The sequence below is a fragment of the Arthrobacter sp. cf158 genome (assembly GCF_900106835.1).
Taxonomy (GTDB): Bacteria; Actinomycetota; Actinomycetes; order Actinomycetales; family Micrococcaceae; genus Arthrobacter.
Genome location: NZ_FNNR01000003.1, coordinates 52,208 through 72,362, shown reverse-complemented (window position 1 = coordinate 72,362; position 20,155 = coordinate 52,208). Strand labels below are relative to the sequence as shown.

Genomic DNA, 20,155 nt, shown 5'->3' with positions numbered 1-20,155 from the left:
TCCAGTTCCAGTTCCAGTTCCAGTTCCAGTTCCAGTTCCAGACAGGATGATGAGTTCACCGTGTGGCTGCGTCGGCTCTACACAGCACCCGGAACAGGCGAGCTGCTAAGCATGGACTCCAAAGCCCGGCTCTTCCCACCACGACTCAGACGCTTCATTCAAACCCGGGACCACACCTGCCACACCCCGTACTGCGACGCGCCCATCCGCCACATCGACCACATCATCTCCTGGCACGCAGGGGGTACCACCACCCTGGCCAACGGAGCCGGCCTCTGCGAAGCCTGCAACCACAGCAAAGAAAACCCCGGCTGGACCACCAAAACCAAGACCATGCCCGGTGGCAGGCACACCCTCGAAATCCGCACACCCACCGGCCACAGCTACCTATCCCAAGCCCCACCTTTGCCGGGCAGCTTCTATGCGGAACGACTCATACCCGAACCACCACCCGCCCTCAGCCAAGGAGTGCCACGTAGTCACAGCCCTTGAGGCCTGGCCTTCATGCCTAAGAACGTGCCCTTAAACAGAAAGGCGGGCAGCGATTGCTCGCTGCCCGCCTTCAAGAAGACGCGTTTAGAACTCCCAGTCCTCGTCCTCCGTGTTGACAGCCTTGCCAATCACGTAGGAGGAGCCCGAGCCAGAGAAGAAGTCGTGGTTCTCGTCAGCGTTCGGGGACAGGGCTGACAAGATAGCCGGGTTCACGTCGGTGACAGAAGCCGGGAACATGGCCTCGTAGCCCAGGTTCATGAGTGCCTTGTTGGCGTTGTAGTGCAGGAACTTCTTGACGTCCTCGGCCAGGCCGACTCCGTCGTAAAGGTCGTGCGTGTACTGGACTTCGTTTTCGTACAGCTCGAAGAGCAGCTCGAACGTGTAATCCTTGATTTCCTGCTTGCGGGCCTCGGAAACCTTCTCCAGGCCCTTCTGGAACTTGTATCCAATGTAGTAACCGTGCACGGCCTCGTCACGAATGATCAGGCGGATAAGGTCGGCCGTGTTCGTGAGCTTGGCGCGCGAGGACCAGTACATGGGCAGGTAGAAGCCCGAGTAGAACAGGAAGCTCTCCAGCAACGTGGAGGCAACCTTGCGCTTCAGGGGATCGTCACCCTGGTAGTAATCCATGACGATCTGAGCCTTCTTCTGCAGGTTCTCGTTCTCGAGCGACCAGCGGAAAGCGTCGTCAATCTCCTTGGTGGAGCACAGGGTGGAGAAGATGGACGAGTAGGACTTGGCGTGCACGGACTCCATGAAGGCGATGTTGGTGTACACAGCTTCTTCGTGCGGGGTGATCGCATCCGGGATCAGCGAAACAGCGCCGACCGTGCCCTGGATCGTGTCCAAGAGAGTGAGGCCGGTGAAGACGCGCATGGTGAGCTGCTGCTCATCCGGCGTCAGCGTGTGCCACGACTGGACGTCGTTGGACAGCGGCACCTTCTCCGGAAGCCAGAAGTTGTTGACCAGTCGGTTCCAGACTTCCACGTCCTTGTCGTCCTGGATCTTGTTCCAGTTGATGGCCTCGACGTGGCTAAGCAGCTTGACCTTTTCGGTCATTTCATCCCCTTTAGCGTTGGGTTCTTAAGGTAAGCGTACGACGGCGAGTGGTGACCCGCCGTCGTGCTTTTCAGTTGTGAGCGCGGCAGCTGCCGCTAATTTTTCAACCTGGGAAGGTTGATCAGAGCATGCAGCTGACGCAGCCCTCAACTTCGGTCCCTTCCAGCGCGAGCTGGCGGAGACGGATGTAGTAGAGAGTCTTGATGCCCTTGCGCCATGCGTAGATCTGCGCCTTGTTGATGTCACGCGTTGTGGCGGTGTCCTTGAAGAACAGTGTCAGGGACAGGCCTTGGTCAACGTGCTGCGTGGCCGCGGCGTAGGTGTCGATGATCTTCTCGTAGCCGATTTCGTAGGCATCCTGGTAGTACTCCAGGTTGTCGTTGGTCAGGTACGGAGCCGGGTAGTAGACGCGGCCGATCTTGCCTTCCTTGCGGATTTCGATCTTGGCGGCCACCGGGTGGATCGACGAGGTGGAGTTGTTGATGTAGCTAATGGAACCGGTAGGCGGCACGGCCTGCAGGTTCTGGTTGTAAATGCCGTGCTCCATGACGGAGGCCTTCAACTCGCGCCAGTCATCCTGGGTGGGGATGTGGTGGCCGGCGAAAAGCTCCTGAACGCGTTCCGTTGCCGGAGCCCATTCCTGCTCGGTGTACTTATCGAAGAACTCGCCGCTGGCGTAGGTGGACTTCTCGAAGCCGCCGAACTTTTGGCCGGTCTCAATGGCCAACCGGTTGGAAGCGCGCAGAGCGTGGAACAGCACCGTGTAGAAGTAAATGTTGGTGAAGTCCAGGCCCTCTTCGGAACCGTAGTGAACGTGCTCACGGGCAAGGTAGCCGTGAAGGTTCATCTGGCCAAGGCCGATCGCGTGGCTCTGGGCATTGCCCTGGGCGATGGACGGCACAGAGTTGATGTAGGACATGTCGGACACAGCGCTAAGGGCACGAATGGACGTCTCGATCGAGAGACCGAAGTCCGGCGAATCCATGGTCTTGGCGATGTTCATGGAACCGAGGTTGCAGGAGATGTCCTTGCCCACGGTCTCGTAGCTGAGGTCTTCGGCGTAAATGGACGGCGAGGAAACCTGGAGGATCTCCGAGCACAGGTTGCTCATGGTGATCTTGCCGTCGATCGGGTTGGCCCGGTTCACGGTGTCCTCGAACATGATGTACGGGTAGCCGGACTCGAACTGGATCTCTGCGAGTGTCTGGAAGAACTCGCGGGCACTGATCTTGGTCTTCTTGATCCGGGAATCGTCAACCATCTCGTAGTACTTCTCGGTCACCGAAATGTCGGAGAACGGAACACCGTAGACCTTCTCGACGTCATACGGGGAGAAGAGGTACATGTCCTCGTTCTTCTTGGCGAGCTCGAACGTGATGTCCGGAACCACAACGCCCAAGGAAAGGGTCTTGATGCGGATCTTCTCGTCGGCGTTTTCACGCTTGGTGTCCAGGAAGCGGTGGATGTCCGGGTGGTGGGCGTGCAGGTACACGGCGCCTGCGCCCTGGCGGGCACCGAGCTGGTTTGCGTAGGAGAAGCTGTCTTCGAGGAGCTTCATCACGGGGATGACGCCGGAGGACTGGTTTTCAATCTGCTTGATCGGAGCGCCGTGCTCACGGATGTTGGTGAGCGAAAGCGCAACACCGCCGCCACGCTTGGAGAGCTGGAGCGCGGAGTTGATGGCGCGGGCGATCGACTCCATGTTGTCTTCGATGCGAAGCAGGAAGCAGGAGACGAGCTCGCCGCGCTGGGCTTTGCCGGCGTTGAGGAACGTGGGAGTGGCCGGCTGGAAGCGGCCATCGATGATTTCATCAACGAGACGGTTAGCCAGTTCCTCGTTGCCGCGGGCCAGGTGCAGGGCAACCATGCACACGCGGTCCTCGTAGCGCTCCAGGAAGCGCTTGCCATCGAACGTCTTCAGTGTGTAGGACGTGTAGAACTTGAACGCACCGAGGAAGGTCTCAAAGCGGAACTTCTTCTTGTACGCACGGTTGAAGAGGTCCCGGATGAAGTTCATCGTGTACTGGTCGAGAGTTTCGCGCTCGTAGTACTGGTTCTTCACCAGGTAGTCGAGCTTCTCTTCAAGGTCGTGGAAGAACACGGTGTTGTTGTTCACGTGCTGCAGGAAGTACTGGTGAGCAGCTTCGCGATCGGCTTCGAACTGGATTTCACCGTTCGGGCCGTAGAGGTTCAGCATGGCGTTGAGTTCGTGATAGCCCAAGCCCTTGTAAGCCTCAGGCAATGGCTTCTTGGCCGTGTCCACAGCGCTCCCGGTTACTTCTGTTTCTGCGACAGTTGTGTCCAAAACTTTTCCAGCCCTTCGTTGACCCGTTGGACGTCTTCTGGCGTCCCCATGAGTTCAAATTTGTAAAGATGCGGCACCTTGCACTTAACGGAAATGATGTCCCCCGCCGCGCAGTAGTTGTCCGCGAAATTAGTGTTCCCTGCCCCGATAACACCCCGGATCAGTTCCCTGTTCCCGGGATTGTTCAAAAACCTGATGACCTGCTTCGGCACCGAGCCTTCACCGTTTGTTCCGCCATACGTAGGCAGGACGAGGACGAAGGGTTCAAGGGCCTGAAGCGGGGCTTCCTGGGCATAGAGCGGAATGCGCGCTGCGTCCAGGCCCAGTTTCTGGACGAATCGTTTAGTGTTCTCGGATGTCGAGGAAAAGTAGATGAGGTGACTCCTCGTGGTGACAGCTTCCGTCACATCGCGTGCGGTTGCCGCTGCCAGCGGTGCCATGGGAGTCACCTCAACTACATAGGAATTCTTGGTGTGCTGCGGTGGCGAAGTTTGAGTGAAAACTTAGGCCACGGAGGAAACGGCCTGGGCCAGTTCCTCGATCTTGTCCGGGCGGAAACCAGACCAGTGGTCCTGCTCGGTCACAACAACCGGAGCCTGCATGTAACCCAATGCCTTGAGACGCTCGAGGGCCTCGGCATCCTGGGAGATGTCGACACTCTGGTAGGCAATGCCCTTCTTGTCGAGTGCCCGGTAAGTTGCGTTGCACTGAACACAGGCCGGCTTCGTGTAAACCGTTACGGTCATGATCCCTGTCCCCTTAGTTGAAGTCTGTCGCTCTTCGTATCTGGCGGGCTCAACCGGAACTAACTACTGAATCCGATACCGGCCCGCGGGCTGCCGTGACAGCCAACACGCTCTGATTTTGTCTTGGGCTGGTTTCCCGCTCAATCCGTAAATCGATACTACATGTAGTGCAAGCGTCGAACTGGAACCCCAAGATGATGTATTACAAGTATGTCATTCAATCCACCGCTCGTCCACAGGCAAGGGCCTTCAAAATGTCCGTGATTCCGCCAAATTGAGAGAGGTCATCCACACCCTGTGGACTACTTAGCCACATTTAATCTTCAGCGTGTCGCACGGATACGGCGTGTCGTGACACTTTGAAAATGTGGCGTGGCGAACAGCTAAAATCTGCTGATGGTCAACCTCCTCCACCTCCGGACGCTGCTGGAGGTAACCCGGCTGGGTTCCTTCGCAGCCGCCGCCACCCAATTGGGCTACACAGCCTCGGCAGTCTCCCAACAGATGGCTGCGCTGGAACGTGATACCGGCGTCGAGCTGTTCCAGCGGTCAGCGCGCAGCGTTGTCCCCACAGAAGCCGCCCTGACCATGACACGGCACGCATCGAAGGTCCTCACGGACGTCGAGGCCCTGCTGGCCGCGGCCTCCAGGACGAACGATTCCCCCGCCCAGGAACTCCGGCTGGGCATCTTTCCCAGCCTGGCCACGTATGTACTCCCGGACATCCTCCGGAATGAGCGGTGGAACGGCTTGGGTATTGAGCTGAAAGTGTCAGTGGCCGAGCCCGCCCAAACCATCCAGGGGCTTCGGAGCGGAGGTGAACTGGATGTGGCGCTCGTTTACCAGGTGGGCCAGTCCGGATTGGCCTGGCCTCATTCATTGGAGCGCCAGTGGATCGGCGACGACGATTTCAGGGTTGTCCTGCCGGCATCGTGGAAGATCCGTGAGGATGCCGAGATTGAGGCTGCCCATCTTTCGGACATGCCCTGGATTGTCCACCACCCCGGGACCAGTGACGCCCTGGTGATCGAACGCCTGTTCGCCAGCTGCAATCTGCACCCACGTGTTGTTGCTTACAGTGATGACTTCCATGCGAGTCTGGAAATGACTGCCGCCGGCCTTGGCGCCTCGCTGGTACCTGAACTCGCGCTCCGGAACCGGCCGCCCGGCGTCGTGGTTCTTGACGTTCCGGATATCCGGCTGGCACGCAATGTGTTTGCTCTGCTCATCAATGAGAAGCGCACCGCACAGGTCCAGCTGTTCACCCAGATGCTCGCTGACACCCTCCGTGACACGTCCGGCAAGAGCGGCCTTCATCCCCTGAAAACCGCGCCTGTCAAGGGTCCGCAACGGCGCAGGTGAAATATCCGCAAGTGCTGGAACCCGCCGGTTGATGGGGTTAGATTGATCACATGGGCAAGGTAGCGAGCAAACATTTTGGGGAGATCGAGCTCAACCACGGGCGGGAACACTGCTTTGTCGCCAGACACGAACTCGGCGGCAACCAGCTTGAATTGGACCTCAACGTCGCCGCTCACGACCACTTCGACGAGGCCGCACTGCGCAAGGTTGATTATCGCTTGCGTTTCCTCCCCGAACTCGTGGACCAGGTCAGGGAAATGATCGCCGACGAGCTGGACCAGGACGGCACCAACCCTCAGCAGTTCCTCCACTTTCATTGTTCCCAGCTCAAGGAAGAGCAGCTTGAATCTGTCTTCGGCGTCCGCGATAAAGGCCAGCTCACCAACGACGTCTTCCTGAAGGCACTCAAACTCGGCCATGTCGCCATCTACCCCGGACAACCGGAGCGTTACTTTGTGCTGGACTTCACGCTCGGCTCCCACTTCACGGACGAACTGCTGGTGGTGGCTGCTGACGAGGACGGCGTGGTGGATGACGAGATTCTCTGGGAGTCGTAATAGCAATTAAACGCCGACGGCGGCCGGTCACCTTTCGGATGGCCGGCCGCCGTCGTTGTGCCTGGCTTGCGTAGCGGCTTCTTCGCCGAATGGTTCACCAAGGCTTATCAATGCCGGGTCCATTGTCCGGGGTCCGCAGGTACTCTCCCCGCTGTTGGCCCTCGTTGCGTTCCTGCTGGGCCTGCTGAGCGCTCTCCTCCAGTTGCTTCAGCTGCTGTTGCTGGGGCGCGGAGGGAGTCTCCGGAGAAGGCTGCTGCGCATCGCTTTGTTGCTTGTCCTTTTCGGTGATTTTGGCTACGAGGCGCTTGGCAGCCGAGTCAAGGGCAGCACCCTCCCCCGTTTGGTTCGCCGGGCCGGCTTCGTGGCAGCGGCCCGGAGCTGCTCCCGCTGCGCTGAGGGCTTCCCGGAACAACCGGGCAGCAGCTGCATCGGCCGCTGCATCCCCCAGCTTCTCGATGCTCAGCACCAGGTTAACGCGCACCTTGCACTCATCATCTCCGGCTCCTGCCCGCAGGGAAGCTTCGAAGTCCTCACGGGCAGCCGCAAAGTCCCCGCCGAGAACGTGCGCGTCGCCGGACGCGAACAGTGCTTTATGGGGTTCAAGGACGTTCGCGACGCCGAGCCAAGCTGCTGCCCGGCCCACCCCGTCACTCTGACCGGTGGCGAAGGACTCAGCAGCTGCGCCACCCAGCACACCAACACTCAGCAGCTTCGCGGCAACGGCGAGCGCGATCAGCGCGGCAGGCGCGGACCACAGCGCCAGCCGGTGCCGCCGTCGGGCTTTGTTGTGGGTCATGCGTAGGGCTCCTTCTGCTGTGCACTTCGCAGGTTCAGGAGCGCGCCGAGGTGCCGCAGCGGCTCATTCAGGGCAACGAGGAAGGCGGCGAGCGCAAGCAGCCAATAGAGTTCCACTCGTCCGGGCCCGTCCCCGTTCGCCACCAATGCACCCGGTTGCGCCTTGCCAAGCATGTCTGAGGTGGGCGCGGTACCCGTTCTATGGGAATAAGGAACCTTGAGTTGCTCTGCGATGCTGCGTAGCTGTGCTTCGTCAGCCTTGGAGACAGCGTCGCGCGTGGTGTCTGACGTTTTGTCCCTGACGTATCCGGCGTCGGCGTCTGTTGTTTCCTTCATTCGCCCGCCTTCGGCTGTCCCATATCCGAGCACCGCTCCCCCGGCGACGTTGGATGCATCCATCGGCGCCGGCGCGTCCGCACTGGTGTTCTCGCCGTCTCCTGCATAAAACACCAGTGCCGGACGTCCCGGGTGTTCCTTGTGGGCGGCGGCGATCTTTTCCTTCAGGAGCTGGGAGGCTCCTGTCACGCTGCTGCCCTTGGCATACCGGGTGTTTTGTGGTTGGAGCGTTGTCATGGCGGTTTGCAGCGCGGTGGCGTCCCCGGTGAGGGGCATGCGAACGCTTGCTTTGCTGTCAAAGGTGATCAGGGCGAACTTCGCTCCGGCAAGTTCCTTGGCGACAGCCATGACGTCCTTCCGAACGCCGGACAGCCGGGTTTCAGCTCCGTTGTAATCCTCCGCGGCCATGCTGGTACTGGTGTCCACCACAAAATACACGTCCATGTCGGCGGCCGCGGTTTGGCTGTGGCCACCCGGCAAGCCGGGACGCAGGGCAGCGAGAAGAAGAAGTACGACGGCGGCACACCGGAACGCGGTATTCCGCGCCGGACGGTGGTGAGGGGTTCCGCGTGTGGTCGCCACTGCCCACCCCGTAAACGCCAACACGCACACGAAGGCGAGGGCAATCACAGGCCACGGCAGGATTGGTGCGAATGTCACGGTTCCAGCCGCCATCCGAGGACCAGGAGTCCGGCGCCTGCCACGAATGCGATTCCAAGCGGCAAGGCGGGCGCATCGGCTACCACTGCCTGGGGCGCTGCGGTGTAGCTGGTGGCCTCCGTCTCCTGCACCTTGTGGACGATGCCCGGCACGGCGTCCGGGCTGTCCAGGGTGAAATACGTGCCACCCGTGTGTTCGGTGGAGGCTCTGAGTTGGGTGCCGGGCTGATCGGGCTGGTCTCCGTAGTCCATGTCCGCCGGGTTGAGGGCGTGGACCTTCACGTTCTTGGCGGCGGCCAGCGTGGCTGCCTCCTCCAGGGTGAAGATGGGTTCCCCGGACAGGAAGTTGTCCGTGGCCAGGACCACGGAGCGGGAGCGCTTGGAGTCCCCCGGTATAGCGGCCGAACCTTCGGTGTCCGGGAAGCTCTGCACACACGTGGCCAGTCCGTCGCCGATGAGGGAAGAGCCATCGCCGTTCCACGTCCCGTCAAAGAATGATCCGGCTCCGTCGTCCAGGGCTTCCGTGGCTTGCTTGAGTTGCTCTGCCGCGTAGTCGTAGTCATCGGTGAGGGGGAAGAGTTGCACGCTGCTGCTGTCGAAAATGACCATGCCGATTCTTTCGCCGTCGAATTCCTTGGCGAGTTTCTGGAACACACCGGCGATCGCTGCGTCTGTGCTGGTCATGGAGCCGGAGACATCCAGACACAGCACGATGTCCCTGTTACGGATTTCGGGCTGTTCCGTGCTGCGCTGGGCGGGCCTGGCTGCTGCGGTGGCGGTGGCCGCCAGGAACACCGCTCCCAGGACGACGGCGAGCGCCAGCCGTGCCCGGTGCCGGCGCAAGGCTCTTTGGTACTCCGGAAGGTCCGTGAGTCGCCCACCGTGTGCAATGGCCCTGTTCCGTGACGGACGACGGCGGCGGGACAGCCATGCGGCGATCGCCACTGCTGTGGCGGCAAGCGGAAGGATCCACCAGTAGCTCAGTTCCATTCCAGCACCACCTGGCGTGCTGTCTCTGCCGAGCGGCGCACGGACTGGATGGGTACGGGGGCGAACTCGTTGGGATAGATTGTCGCGATTCCCGTCGCGAGGTGATCAAGACCGTGGTGACGCAGTTCCTCCAGCGTCATGGAGGTGACCGGCAGGCCGGTGGCTGCGGCGGCGAAGTTCCGCACGAGGAAGCTGAGTCTCTGGTGGGCGGCCCGCCCGGGGAGCCGGCCGGCGTCGACGTCCTCAAGGGTGGCCTCAATGTGGGTGAGGCACGCCGTCTGCAGTGCGTTCAAGTCCAGCACTGTTGTTCTGTGGTTGACTGGCACTTTCTTTCCGGTCGGCCACAAGAGCCAGAGGTACCAAACCACCATAAGCACCACGAGCATCAACCCGAGCCACAACCAGTGCTGTTGATAGTGCAGTGGCGCGTAAAAGCCGGCGTCATCCTGCATTGGCACCATCCTTGCCGGAGCTCCTGGCAGACATTGCGCCCGAGCGGTGTTTCTCAAGAAGGGCAAAGACGGCCGTCAGAACATCTTCGCTGCCGGTGGTTTGTTCCTCGGCAATCCCCACGGTGCGGAAGATGTTCCTGCGGCTTTCATCCCTGTCCAGCATTGCGGCGGCGTAAGCGGCCCGCACCGTGGCGTCCATCGCGAGTGGCATCGGAATCCCCTGCCCCGTCCCGACGTCGAAGCTGTCCAGCGCCTTCTCCGCGTCCTCCGGAGCAAGATCTGCGTCCCGGATGGTGAGCCAGAGAACTTCGTGACGCGCACTGAGTCGACGCATCAGGCTCACGGTTCGGGTATCGGGCAGGAACTCGTCGGCCACGGCGACAATGAGGAGCCGCCCCTTCAGGTATCTCAGGACGTAATCGAGCTGCTCTGCGATGTTGCTGGCACCGGTGCAAGGGGCGTTGGCGTCCACTTCCCGGAGCAGCCGCTCCAGATGCTCTTCCCCATTGCGGGGCGGGATGTACTTGGATCCCGCCGCGTCTCCATGCAGCAGGCCGATGTCGTCGCCGTGACGGCTGGCGAGATATCCCAGGACGCCGGCCGCATGGACGGCTACGTCCTTCTTGGGCTCCCCGGACAGCGATCGTGCGGCGAGGTTCCGTCCGGTATCCATCATCAGCAGGACTGAATGCCTGCGAACCGCTACATAGCGCTTAACCAACGGTGAGCCGTGACGTGCCGTGGCTTTCCAATCGATATCCCTGACTTCATCGCCGGGGACATAGGCGCGCAGTTCGTCAAAGTCCAGGCTGCGGCCCTTGAAGACTGAGCCGTACTCACCGTCAAGGAGGGAAAGAGTCCTGCGGTGGGCGAAAATGAACATCTTCGACTTGATGCGTCGGAGAAGACTGGGCACGTGCAGCTCCGCTACGGAGTCTGCACGGATGACAGCACGGCATCGATGACTGTTTCCACTGCAATGCCTTCCACCACAGCGTCGAACCCAAGAATGACGCGGTGGCGCAGGATGCGATGCGCCAGGTTCTTGACGTCCTCGGGAATCACATGGTCCCTCCCGCTGATGAGCGCCAGCGCCCTGGCAGCCTGGCTGAAGGCGATGCTCGCGCGCGGGCTGGCTCCGAACTCCACGAGGTTGGCGAGGCGGGGCTCCAAGTACTGGGAAGCATTGCGGGTGACGTATGCCAGGCCCACTATGTACCTCACAATGGCAGGATCGATGTAGACGCGCCGCACCAATTCCTGGACCTGGACCACAGCGTCAAGGGAGGCAGCAGCCGGGGGCTTCTGCTCGGAGCTGTATACACCGGCATCGATACGCCGGATGACTTCTGCCTCCTCAGCCGGGCTCGGATAATCCAAGACGTCTTTAAGCATGAAGCGGTCCATCTGCGCTTCGGGCAGGCGATAGGTCCCCTCCTGCTCGATGGGATTCTGGGTTGCCAGCACCAGGAACGGTTTTGGCAAGGGGTAGGACTCGCCGCCTATGGACGTCTGCCGTTCCTGCATGGCTTCAAGCATGGCGCTCTGCGTCTTGGCACTGGAGCGGTTGATCTCGTCCAACAGGACAATGTTGGCGTGCACCGGGCCCAACTGAGTGACGAAGGTACCTTTGGCTGCGTCGAAAATCTGGGTTCCGGCGATGTCGCTGGGCAGCAGGTCCGGCGTGCATTGGATCCTGCGGAACTCGGCACTGACGGACTCCGCTATGGCCTGCGCCGCTGTGGTTTTGGCCAGTCCAGGAACACTCTCCAGCAGGACATGGCCACCAGTCAGAAGACCGATCACCAGGGTTTCCCGCAACCTGGCCTGGCCCACCACCTTGTTCTCGAAACTGCGGACAATGCTGCCCACGAGTTGCTGCGCACGGGCCATGTCCGGTGCGTCGATGCCGGCCGTGGCTGTGGTCTGGTGCACTCGTGGTCTCCTCGCTGGCGTATGCGTATCGCGGCAGGCCGAACGCGCTGGGTGCCGGGCACCGGGTGCTTTTGCCTGCATCGGCCACTCTATCCAAGTCGGGCCGGTTCAGGTCCGCAATGGGGACCCCTCCCCATGCACTCTTCCTGGGTCTATCCTTTTGCCATGCATCAGCTACCAGCCGCCTATCAGAGCTACCTCGCATCCCAGGACCAGCACGTCGTTGACGCCGTCCGACCCGTTCTTCTGCAATCAGCCGCGGACCAACGTCACGGAGTCCGGATCACGTTCAACAGGGGACCAACCGGGCACCAGGCCCATCTGGACGAGTCCATTCCCTACGGGGAAATCATCGAGGACATCGACTGACCCGGCACCACCTCCCACGGGCGCGGGCTATCCCTTGATGGCCCCGGAGAGGGCAAAGGAATTCCCCATGCCCCGGGACACCAACGCGTAGAGCAACAGCACCGGGAGAGAATAAAGGATGGAGAAAGCGGCCAATTGGCCGTAGGCAATCGCGCCGTGCTGGCCAAAGAAACTGAAGATGGAGACTGCCGCCGGCTGTTTGGCCGGAGACAGAAGCAGGATGAAGGGCACAAAGAAGTTTCCCCAGGCCTGGATGAAGACGAAGATGAAAACCACACCGAGTCCTTGCCTCATGAGCGGCATGACGATGGTCCGCAAGGCCGTCATTGCCGAAGCCCCATCCATCCACGCAGCTTCCTCCAGTTCCAGGGGGACGGAATCCATGAAGTTCTTGGTCATCCAGATGGCCATCGGCAGTGTGGTTGTGGCCATAAAGAAAACGGTTGCTGCCATGGAATCCAGCAACTGCAGCTGAACGAACAACCCGTAGACGGGCACCATGATTGCCGTAACGGGCAACGATGTGCCAAACAGGACCGTGTGCATGAACGGCTTGTTGAAGCGCGATTGATATCTGGATAAGGGATACGCCGCCAACACTGCGGCCAGCAGGTTCACCACCGCTGTCCCTGCCGACAACAGAAAGCTGTTGGCCAAGGGCTGGAGCAGCAGTTCAGGGGTCAGCACAGCACGGAAGTTGGCAATCGACGGCGTGGACGGCACCTTGGCCTGGTATCCGGCTTGGGGATCGACGGCGGCCAGCAGCAACCACAGCAACGGCGCCACAAAACACATTCCTATCAGAGCCAATGCCATGTCCGCGCCCAGCTTGGCTTTGGAACGCCTCATCCGCGCTGCTCCCGGAGGAGCCGAACATATATCGCTCCGAAGACCATCCCCAGCAGAATGAGCACTGATGCCACCGCAGTGCCGTAGCCAATGTCGCCGAACTTGAACGCCTCCTGGTAGGCCAACACCGGCAAGGTGGTACTGGCATTGGCGGGGCCGCCGGCCGTCATTACCCAGATGAGCGTAAACACAGCCAAGGTTTGGAGCGTGATCAGCATCAGGTTGGTGGCAATACTGCTGCGGATCAGTGGCAACGTGATGAAAACGAGCCTCTGCCAGCCCCGGGCACCATCCATGAGCGCAGACTCAGTGATGTCCCGTGGCACATCAGCCAAGGCTGCCCGATAAACCAGCATCGAGAACGCTGTTCCACGCCACGTGTTCGCCAGGATGATCGCAACGAGCGGAAATGAATACAACCAATCCACGCCCGGGGCTCCCAGAAAACCCGTCATTTGGTTCAGTGTTCCGTCTCGGTTGAAGTAAGCGTAGGCGGCGAACGCCGCGACGATTTCCGGTAGCACCCATGCGGCAACAACTGCCGTACCTACCAGCTGCGACACAGCCCGCCGTGATCGCGTCATCAACAGGGCAATCACCAAGCCCAGGATGTTCTGGCCCAACACGGCCGAAGCCACCACAAACAATACGGTCAGCCATGCAGCCGCCGGAAAGGAGTCGTCGCTGAACATCCGAACGTAATTGTCTGTGCCAACCCACTGCGGGTCCTTGGCGGCTTTGCCGGACAAAGAGGCGTCAGTAAAGGACGCATGGAAGGACCACAGCACCGGGGCCACGAGGAACACCAGAAGCAGGAGAATGGACGGGACTACCGGAAGGAGCCGCAGCGAGCGGCGGATCGTCATTTCTCCAGAACCTTGTCCTCACCAACGAGCTTGCGGACGGTGGCGTCGTATTCGGCAGCGGCATCCTCCGGGCTTTGCTTCCCCGTGATGACAGCTTCCGTGGCCACTTGGACAGCAGTGGAAATCCGCGGGTAGTCCGCAGTGGCCGGACGGTAATGGGTCACTGCCACCAAATCCGAAACATCTTTAACAAAGGGGTTGGCCGCCAGGTAATCGGCTTCCGATGCGACGTCCGTGCGCACGGCGATCTGCGAGTTGTTGATGTCGTAGGACAACGCATTTTTCTTGTTCAGTGCCGTGGCAAGGAACTTGAAGGCGAGATCAGGATTCTTGCTCTTCGCTCCTACCGCAAGAGTCCAACCGCCGGACATGCTGACGCCACCAGGGTCCTGGCCATTCCGGGTGGGGAACGTGGCTACTGCCATGTCCTGCTCATAGCCTGACCACTCGTAGGCACCGCCTTTTTGCCAGAACGACGGCGTGTAGGAACCTTCTACAGTGGCCCCCAGTTTTCCCTGGGGGAACCATTCGCCGAACACCTTCTTCCACACGTTCGGGTCCAGTGCTTCGGCCGGGCTGACTGCCAGTTTCTCGTCGTAAAGGGTCTTCAGGAAAGCCAGCGAGTCTGTGAAGCCTTGGGAGCCCACTACCCACTTCTTCTCATCCTCGTCGTACAACGTGCTGTCGGTGCCATAGAGGAGTTCATAGAAGCCCTGCATCACCGTTCCCTCACCGGTCCCCTTGCCTGCGTACATGTTGAAAGGGATCACGGTGGGATCGGAGGCTTTGATGGCCCGCGCGGCAGTCAGGATGTCCTCCCACGATTTCGGCTGCCACGGCAGGGAAATGCCTGCGTTCCGGAACACGGCCTTGTTGTACCAAATGGCTCTGGTATCGGTGCCCAACGGCACAGCATAGATGCCGCCATCGTCAGCCCTACCGGCCGCCTTGGCTGCCTCGTTGAAGACAGACCAGTCGTCCCATTTCTCGAGGTAGCCATCCAGTTTGAGGAGGTAGCCGGCGTCGACGTCGGAACGCACCTTGAACGAGTCCTCGTAGAAAACGTCCGGTGCTGTTTCCGCGGAACGCTGGGCCAGGGCCAGCTTGGTCCCGTAATCGTCGTCGTTGGCCTGGATGGGTTGCAGCTCCACGGTCACGGCGGAGTTGGCAGCTTCAAATTCCTTCTTGGCATCCTGCATGACCGCATCAAGCGCCGTGAACGCGTCGGTTTTCTGGTAGACGATCTTCAGCGTCTTGCTCTCTGCCCCTTCAGGCGTCGACGAACAGGAAGACGCAGCGGCTACCACCACAGCGACGGAAACAAGGGCGGTCAGCTTCCTTGCGAGCGTCTTCACTCCAGCCGACGTCAATCCCGCTAACTTCACTGGGCGGCGCATGGTGCTCCAATCAGTTTTACGTGTTGTTTGCTTACCCCTCCAGAAGGAGCCGCTGCGCGCGAGGGGCCAGCATATGCTCCAGAACCAGGCACGCGGCACCAATGGCGCCGACGTCTTCACCCACACCGGTCCCTACGACTTCGAGGTCGTGAATCATGCGGGCAGCGTTGTTCTTGTCCAGCAGCCCTGGAACCCTGTCCAGGAAATATGGGGACATCCTGCCCCAGAAAGGACCGCCAAAGACCACTCGCTCCACGTCCAAGGCGTTGGTCACTACGGATACGGCGCGTGCCACGAGCGTTGCCGACTTATCCAGGATGGCGATGGCCTTTGGGTCTCCGGCATCAGCTTTGTCGCACAACCCGGCGAACCGTTCCTGGACTTCGGGACCGTCCGCGCCCTCGCGGTGGCCATCAAGCACTCCCGCTGCTTCCGCCTCGGCTACAACAACCTGCGGGATACACGAAGACTTGACGCATCCGCGCTGTCCGCAGTCACACAGCGGTCCGTCAGGGTCCACTACGATATGTCCGATTTCTCCGGCGTTTCCGGACGTGCCACGGACTACTTCATCATTGAGCACCAGGCCACAACCGATGCCGGTTCCCATGTACATGAAAACAAAGCTGCCGGCACCGCTGGCTCCGCCGGCCCATGTTTCGGCCACCGCAGCACTCGTCACGTCCTTGTCCACCAAGGTTTCCAGCCCCGTTGCCTCGGTCAGCGCTTCACGGATACGCACCCTGTTCCAACGCGTCAGGAGCGGAGGCTCCACCACGGAGCCTTCGTCGAGGTCGATCGGCCCAGGGACCGCAACGCCCAGCCCAGCGATCTTGGAGGCATCCACACCGGACTCTTCGATGAGGACCGTGATCTGTTCAGCGATGCTGGTGATGACTCCCGCCGGATCACCACCAGGGGTCGCCATACGCGAATGCCGGACAACGTCCCCCAGCAGGTCAAGCACCACGAACGTGATAACGGCCGGATCCAAATGGACGCCAACGGCATACATGCCCGCAGGGTTCAGACGCAGGATGGTCCGCGGCTTCCCGGGCCCTGAGCCTTCCTTGCCGGCTTCGACAATGAGCTGCTGGTCCAGGAGCCGCCTGGAAATGTTGGAAATCGTTTGCGGGGAAAGCCCAACAATCTGCGCCAGCTCAACTCTGCTGAGGCCGCCGGATGATCGCCGGATGGCCTCCAGAATGACGGTCAGATTGAAGTCCCCCATCCGGGGTAGATTCGTTCCGCGCCTCGGTGTCGGCTGCCGGATCTCAGTCACTGATGCCCCTCGTCATTCGGAAAAACTTCGTCGAATTTAGTCTGTGTCTGCATCGTACGACACCCCCGCCTCCGCGGATACGAGCACACGCTGGTACCGGAGTACGGGGTTGGTAACAATGACACTGAATTGTATGCGACGGCCCCTCGGACCGCCTTTTGATGACGGACATCACGATCTTATGCTGCGCATCACCGTAAACTTCGGGTTGCGGCCTTGCTCCGTTGTGGGCCCGATGAGGCGCTCCAGGGCCGCACGGTACTGCAGATGACTGTTGTACACCGTCCACAACTCTCCCGCGGGCGCCAGGACACGTGAGGCTGCCTCGAACATCTTGAGCGCTGCACCGGCATGGACGCTGGCCCCGAGGTGGAACGGCGGGTTCAACAAGATCAGATCAATACTTCCGGTGTCCAGGGTGGACATGGCGTCGTCGTGGATGACGGTTATCCGATCCCCTGAGCCGTTGGCCAGTGCCGTACCTTTGGCCGAGGCCACGGCTGCCCACGACTGATCCGTAGCGATGACGCGCGAGCCTTCGTTGCGTCGTGCATACATTGTTGCCAGAATGCCCGTCCCGCAGCCCAGGTCAACCACGCGATCAGCGGCGGGAATGCGGTCCAGGAACGTCAGCAGGTACCGCGTTCCGATGTCCAGGCGGGCACCCGAGAACACTGCACCATGGGCACTCACCGCGATCCCCAGTTCAGGCAAGGAATCGGTGACGGGGAATGGCGCGGTGGGAGAGACTGGTTGAGGATCCTTCGCCACGAGCACCCTGGACTTCTGCCTGGCCAACTGAGGTTGAACCGAAGCGAAGAACTTCTCCAACACAGCGTTCATGCCAAGGGACATATGCTTGACCCGGCCTCCCGCCAACAGGACTGTCCGCGGCCCCGCAAACCGCGCAACGGCGTCGGCGATTTCCTCCAATTCTGCCAGCGACTTCGGCAACTGGATGAGGACCAGGTCGGCGCCGCCCAACAACTCCCCTCCGAGTTCGCACTGGGTGAAGCGATTCTCCAGGCCCGCCGCTGCGGCGTTGCGCTGCAACGCGAGCCTACCGCTGAAGAGATCCTGGTTGACGCGCACATGCCCGACGCCGAGACCCGCCAGCGCGCCGAGCGTCAAGGCGCCATATCGGTCACCGATCACAACAACCCTGGAGTCCGGGCCGACGAAGTCCGCCGCAGTATCCAGGAGAATCCTGTCCGTCGCGTCATATGCCTGCAGGTTGTCCGCTTCTACGTCAGGAAGCCTGCTCAACGTTGCGAAAAGGGCTTCGCGTTCCATAGCCGTCACGATGCGGTTCTCGCTTTCCTTGCGTCAGTGTCCCGACTTGACTGCAGTGTCTCGACTTAAGAGGGGCTTGGGAGGAATCTGGAGTGCATCAGGCAAACACCTGCTGGTCGTTTCGGTTGATGCCACAACCCAACACTTGCAGGCACAGGTCACGGCGAACGTCGGAGCCAGGCACCGAGACCATCATCTTCCGGCTCCCCCATCCCCTGCGAGAAACCATGAGTGTCAATGTTGTCACGAACCTGGAAGTAAAGTCCCACAATTCTCCCGACGAAACACGGCGTCCAGAGAAGACCGTGCTGGACCTCGTCACTGTAGGAGACTACACAATCGGCCGCATGACGTTTGAACCGGGCTGGACATGGGCCGACTGCATCAAACCGGTTGTCGGTACCGATTCCTGCCAGCTGAGCCACGTCGGTTTTTGCGTCGCCGGCGCCTTGGAAGTAGAAACAAACGACGGCGGCAAGATCAGTATTGCGGCCGGCGATTCGTACACCATTCCGCCGGGTCACAACGCCTGGGTTGTCGGTGATCAACCGTTCCAAGGAGTCGAGTTCGTCAGCGGCGCCGAGTTCGCGCGGCCACCTGACTAGACGCCAAGTACCGGGCACACCAAGCAAAAAGACCCCGCTCAGATGAGCGGGGTCTTTTTCCGAAGTGGAGCTGAGGGGACTCGAACCCCTGACCCCCTGCATGCCATGCAGGTGCGCTACCAGCTGCGCCACAGCCCCGGATTTACTGCTTTCTTGAGGAAGTATTTCTCTTCCCGCCGAAGCAACTCGTCAATACTAACCACATTCGGCTAAGAAGAGAAATCGCCGGAACGTGAAGTGCATCACGCGGTCCGACTGGTCGAATCCGTCCTTCGGCAGCCGAGGCGCGCTGGACGAATCCACCGCACCTCCCCCCAAACCGGCTGCCTGTGAGCGTGCCGCCCGGGCGGGCACAGCTCCCCCTGAAGTCTAGAATCTCCCGCCCGGAAAACAAAACCGTCCAGTCGGTTTATTGTCACGGCCTGGCAGTGAAGCCGATGATAGCGTTATGAGGTCCTGTGGGCGCCCGCACGGCCCCCAACCCAGAGTTAGTGAAAGGTCATCCACCGCCCATGCAGCAACGCGCGAAAGACACCCGGCTGGCCGTTATTGAAGGTGCCGCCAAGGTATTCGCGGAAATCGGCTACGGGAACGCCAGCCTCACTGACATCACCAAGCGTGCGGGCGTGACCAAGGGCGCACTGTACTTCCACTTCACGTCCAAACGCGACCTGGCATTGGCGGTCATCGACGAACAACATGCCATGGTGCAGGAGTCCGGCTCGCTGATAGCTGCATCCGACAATCCCGCGCTGGAGAAAATCATTGGACTCTGCAGGATGTTCGGACAGCAACTGTTGGACGAACCGATCGTCCAGGGCGGTATCCGGCTCACCTTTGAAGCATCCGCCTTCCAGGCCGACGTTTCCGGCCCGTACGAGGATTGGATCAACACCGCAGAGCAATTGCTGGAACAGGCCAAGATGGATGGGACTGTCAGGGATAGCCTGGATCCGGCCGCATTTGCCCGCTACTTGATTGCGTCCTTCACCGGCGTTCAGATGGTCTCCGAGGTCCTGACGGGCCGCGAGGACGTTCTACTGAGGATCGAACAAATGTGGGAGTTCATGATGCCGGCACTGATATCCAGCCCTGCCACCTGAACACAGCCGCAATACAGCAGCGTTTCCCGGGATACGTGAAAGGTCCTGCCTTCCGTAAGGAAAGCAGGACCCCTTGGTGGAGCTGAGGGGACTCGAACCCCTGACCCCCTGCATGCCATGCAGGTGCGCTACCAGCTGCGCCACAGCCCCATATTCTTGCTGCTTCCCGTTCCGCCTTCCGGCCGTCCACGCCGAAGCAACTCAAATATCTTAGAACAGCATTTCCGAAAATTCCAAATCGGGCATATTCGGGATGCCGGCAGTTCCTAGTGCTCGGAGTCCTCCACTGCAGCGGCCTTTGCTGAGGCGTCGTCACCCAGTTCGAGGTCCACTACAGGGCAGTCCTTCCACAGGCGCTCCAGGGCGTAGAAGACCCTGTCCTCGGCGTGCTGAACGTGGATCACAATGTCCGCATAGTCCAACAGGACCCAGCGGCCTTCAGAGCGGCCCTCGCGACGCACCGGACGAAGGTCCTGCTTCAGCAGTTCTTCCTCGATGCCATCGACGATTGCGTTGACCTGGCGCTCTGTAGGAGCTGAGGCAATCAGGAAAATGTCAGTCAGAGCCAAACGTTCGCTGACGTCCAGAGCGACGATGTCCTCTGCGAGCTTGTCGGCCGCGGCACGCGCGGCGTGACGGGCGAGGGTTATTGATTGTTCATGTGCAGACACGGGAACTCCTTGTTGTGGCCTGGGGCCGATGT

At 60.6% G+C, this 20,155-nt stretch carries 22 protein-coding genes and 2 tRNA genes; 6 read left to right on the top strand and 18 right to left on the bottom strand.

Going from position 1 to position 20,155, the window contains the following annotated elements; genetic code table 11:
• A partial coding sequence (locus BLW08_RS24090) for an HNH endonuclease (RefSeq protein ID WP_254779740.1) occupies positions 1 to 492 on the top strand: 492 nt, incomplete at its 5' end.
• 84 nt (positions 493 to 576) lie between these two features.
• Here BLW08_RS24090 and nrdF read toward each other — a convergent pair.
• From nrdF to nrdH, 4 genes are all read right to left on the bottom strand, one after another.
• Positions 577 to 1,551, bottom strand: coding sequence for a class 1b ribonucleoside-diphosphate reductase subunit beta (nrdF, locus tag BLW08_RS06370; RefSeq protein WP_090825132.1), 975 nt, complete (start codon positions 1,549 to 1,551; stop codon positions 577 to 579).
• Positions 1,552 to 1,672: 121 nt separating this feature from the next.
• Positions 1,673 to 3,814, bottom strand: coding sequence for a class 1b ribonucleoside-diphosphate reductase subunit alpha (nrdE, locus tag BLW08_RS06365; RefSeq protein WP_256212852.1), 2,142 nt, complete (start codon positions 3,812 to 3,814; stop codon positions 1,673 to 1,675).
• A gap of 11 nt (positions 3,815 to 3,825) precedes the next feature.
• Positions 3,826 to 4,296, bottom strand: coding sequence for a class Ib ribonucleoside-diphosphate reductase assembly flavoprotein NrdI (gene nrdI, locus BLW08_RS06360; RefSeq protein WP_090825134.1), 471 nt, complete (start codon positions 4,294 to 4,296; stop codon positions 3,826 to 3,828).
• Between the two features lie 63 nt (positions 4,297 to 4,359).
• Positions 4,360 to 4,602 (bottom strand): glutaredoxin-like protein NrdH, encoded by a 243-nt coding sequence (gene nrdH, locus BLW08_RS06355; RefSeq protein ID WP_011775022.1) that lies wholly within the window; start codon positions 4,600 to 4,602, stop codon positions 4,360 to 4,362.
• 396 nt (positions 4,603 to 4,998) lie between these two features.
• On the opposite strand from nrdH, the gene BLW08_RS06350 reads away from it, so the two are divergent.
• On the top strand, positions 4,999 to 5,964 hold the full coding sequence (locus tag BLW08_RS06350; RefSeq protein ID WP_091323977.1) for a LysR family transcriptional regulator: 966 nt from the start codon (positions 4,999 to 5,001) through the stop codon (positions 5,962 to 5,964).
• A gap of 50 nt (positions 5,965 to 6,014) precedes the next feature.
• Positions 6,015 to 6,521 carry a DUF2004 domain-containing protein gene (locus BLW08_RS06345; RefSeq protein WP_090825138.1) on the top strand — a complete coding sequence of 169 codons (507 nt, stop codon included), beginning with the start codon at positions 6,015 to 6,017 and terminating at the stop codon, positions 6,519 to 6,521.
• A gap of 94 nt (positions 6,522 to 6,615) precedes the next feature.
• Here BLW08_RS06345 and BLW08_RS06340 read toward each other — a convergent pair whose 3' ends face one another.
• Genes BLW08_RS06340 through BLW08_RS06315 form a run of 6 tightly spaced genes read right to left on the bottom strand, consistent with a single transcriptional unit; the run spans position 6,616 to position 11,688 of the window.
• Positions 6,616 to 7,317: a hypothetical protein gene (locus BLW08_RS06340; RefSeq protein WP_091323975.1), complete on the bottom strand. Its 702-nt coding sequence runs from the start codon at positions 7,315 to 7,317 to the stop codon at positions 6,616 to 6,618.
• Complete coding sequence (locus BLW08_RS06335; RefSeq protein ID WP_254779737.1) at positions 7,314 to 8,312, bottom strand: vWA domain-containing protein; 999 nt, start codon at positions 8,310 to 8,312, stop codon at positions 7,314 to 7,316. The genes BLW08_RS06340 and BLW08_RS06335 overlap by 4 nt, the downstream gene beginning before the upstream one ends.
• The gene (locus tag BLW08_RS06330; RefSeq protein WP_091323972.1) at positions 8,309 to 9,301 is read right to left on the bottom strand and encodes a vWA domain-containing protein; all 993 of its coding nucleotides are present in this window, start codon (positions 9,299 to 9,301) and stop codon (positions 8,309 to 8,311) included. Before BLW08_RS06330 ends, BLW08_RS06335 begins: the two co-directional genes overlap by 4 nt.
• On the bottom strand, positions 9,292 to 9,753 hold the full coding sequence (locus BLW08_RS06325; protein WP_091323970.1) for a hypothetical protein: 462 nt from the start codon (positions 9,751 to 9,753) through the stop codon (positions 9,292 to 9,294). Before BLW08_RS06325 ends, BLW08_RS06330 begins: the two co-directional genes overlap by 10 nt.
• Positions 9,743 to 10,669, bottom strand: a complete 927-nt coding sequence (locus BLW08_RS06320; protein ID WP_091323969.1) for a DUF58 domain-containing protein — start codon at positions 10,667 to 10,669, stop codon at positions 9,743 to 9,745. The genes BLW08_RS06325 and BLW08_RS06320 overlap by 11 nt, the downstream gene beginning before the upstream one ends.
• 11 nt (positions 10,670 to 10,680) lie before the next feature.
• Positions 10,681 to 11,688 carry an AAA family ATPase gene (locus BLW08_RS06315; RefSeq protein ID WP_090825149.1) on the bottom strand — a complete coding sequence of 336 codons (1,008 nt, stop codon included), beginning with the start codon at positions 11,686 to 11,688 and terminating at the stop codon, positions 10,681 to 10,683.
• A gap of 135 nt (positions 11,689 to 11,823) precedes the next feature.
• Here BLW08_RS06315 and BLW08_RS06310 point away from each other — a divergent pair, with 135 nt between their 5' ends.
• Positions 11,824 to 12,057, top strand: a complete 234-nt coding sequence (locus BLW08_RS06310) for a hypothetical protein (RefSeq protein WP_091323967.1) — start codon at positions 11,824 to 11,826, stop codon at positions 12,055 to 12,057.
• Between the two features lie 27 nt (positions 12,058 to 12,084).
• Here the strand turns inward: BLW08_RS06310 and BLW08_RS06305 are convergent, their stop codons facing one another.
• The 5 genes from BLW08_RS06305 to BLW08_RS06285 all read right to left on the bottom strand — a co-directional run bounded on the left by BLW08_RS06305 (position 12,085) and on the right by BLW08_RS06285 (position 17,744).
• Positions 12,085 to 12,906: a carbohydrate ABC transporter permease gene (locus tag BLW08_RS06305; protein ID WP_091323966.1), complete on the bottom strand. Its 822-nt coding sequence runs from the start codon at positions 12,904 to 12,906 to the stop codon at positions 12,085 to 12,087.
• On the bottom strand, positions 12,903 to 13,772 hold the full coding sequence (locus BLW08_RS06300; RefSeq protein ID WP_090825154.1) for a carbohydrate ABC transporter permease: 870 nt from the start codon (positions 13,770 to 13,772) through the stop codon (positions 12,903 to 12,905). Before BLW08_RS06300 ends, BLW08_RS06305 begins: the two co-directional genes overlap by 4 nt.
• Positions 13,769 to 15,169 carry an extracellular solute-binding protein gene (locus BLW08_RS06295; RefSeq protein WP_091323964.1) on the bottom strand — a complete coding sequence of 467 codons (1,401 nt, stop codon included), beginning with the start codon at positions 15,167 to 15,169 and terminating at the stop codon, positions 13,769 to 13,771. The genes BLW08_RS06300 and BLW08_RS06295 overlap by 4 nt, the downstream gene beginning before the upstream one ends.
• A 31-nt stretch (positions 15,170 to 15,200) precedes the next feature.
• Entirely contained in the window at positions 15,201 to 16,400 is a 1,200-nt protein-coding gene (locus BLW08_RS06290; RefSeq protein WP_254779733.1) for an ROK family transcriptional regulator, read from the bottom strand.
• Between the two features lie 222 nt (positions 16,401 to 16,622).
• Positions 16,623 to 17,744, bottom strand: a complete 1,122-nt coding sequence (locus tag BLW08_RS06285) for a class I SAM-dependent methyltransferase (RefSeq protein ID WP_175538625.1) — start codon at positions 17,742 to 17,744, stop codon at positions 16,623 to 16,625.
• Between the two features lie 227 nt (positions 17,745 to 17,971).
• Here BLW08_RS06285 and BLW08_RS06280 point away from each other — a divergent pair, with 227 nt between their 5' ends.
• Positions 17,972 to 18,349: a cupin domain-containing protein gene (locus BLW08_RS06280; protein ID WP_090825158.1), complete on the top strand. Its 378-nt coding sequence runs from the start codon at positions 17,972 to 17,974 to the stop codon at positions 18,347 to 18,349.
• 65 nt (positions 18,350 to 18,414) lie between these two features.
• On the opposite strand, the gene BLW08_RS06275 is transcribed toward BLW08_RS06280, so the two are convergent.
• Positions 18,415 to 18,487 (bottom strand) — tRNA-Ala (locus BLW08_RS06275).
• A gap of 374 nt (positions 18,488 to 18,861) precedes the next feature.
• On the opposite strand from BLW08_RS06275, the gene BLW08_RS06270 reads away from it, so the two are divergent.
• Positions 18,862 to 19,452: a ScbR family autoregulator-binding transcription factor gene (locus tag BLW08_RS06270; protein WP_090825302.1), complete on the top strand. Its 591-nt coding sequence runs from the start codon at positions 18,862 to 18,864 to the stop codon at positions 19,450 to 19,452.
• Between the two features lie 74 nt (positions 19,453 to 19,526).
• Here BLW08_RS06270 and BLW08_RS06265 read toward each other — a convergent pair.
• Both BLW08_RS06265 and rsfS read right to left on the bottom strand, forming a co-directional pair.
• Positions 19,527 to 19,602, bottom strand: a tRNA-Ala gene (locus tag BLW08_RS06265).
• A 116-nt stretch (positions 19,603 to 19,718) separates the two neighbouring features.
• Positions 19,719 to 20,123: a ribosome silencing factor gene (gene rsfS / locus BLW08_RS06260; RefSeq protein ID WP_090825160.1), complete on the bottom strand. Its 405-nt coding sequence runs from the start codon at positions 20,121 to 20,123 to the stop codon at positions 19,719 to 19,721.
• Positions 20,124 to 20,155: the final 32 nt, after the last annotated feature.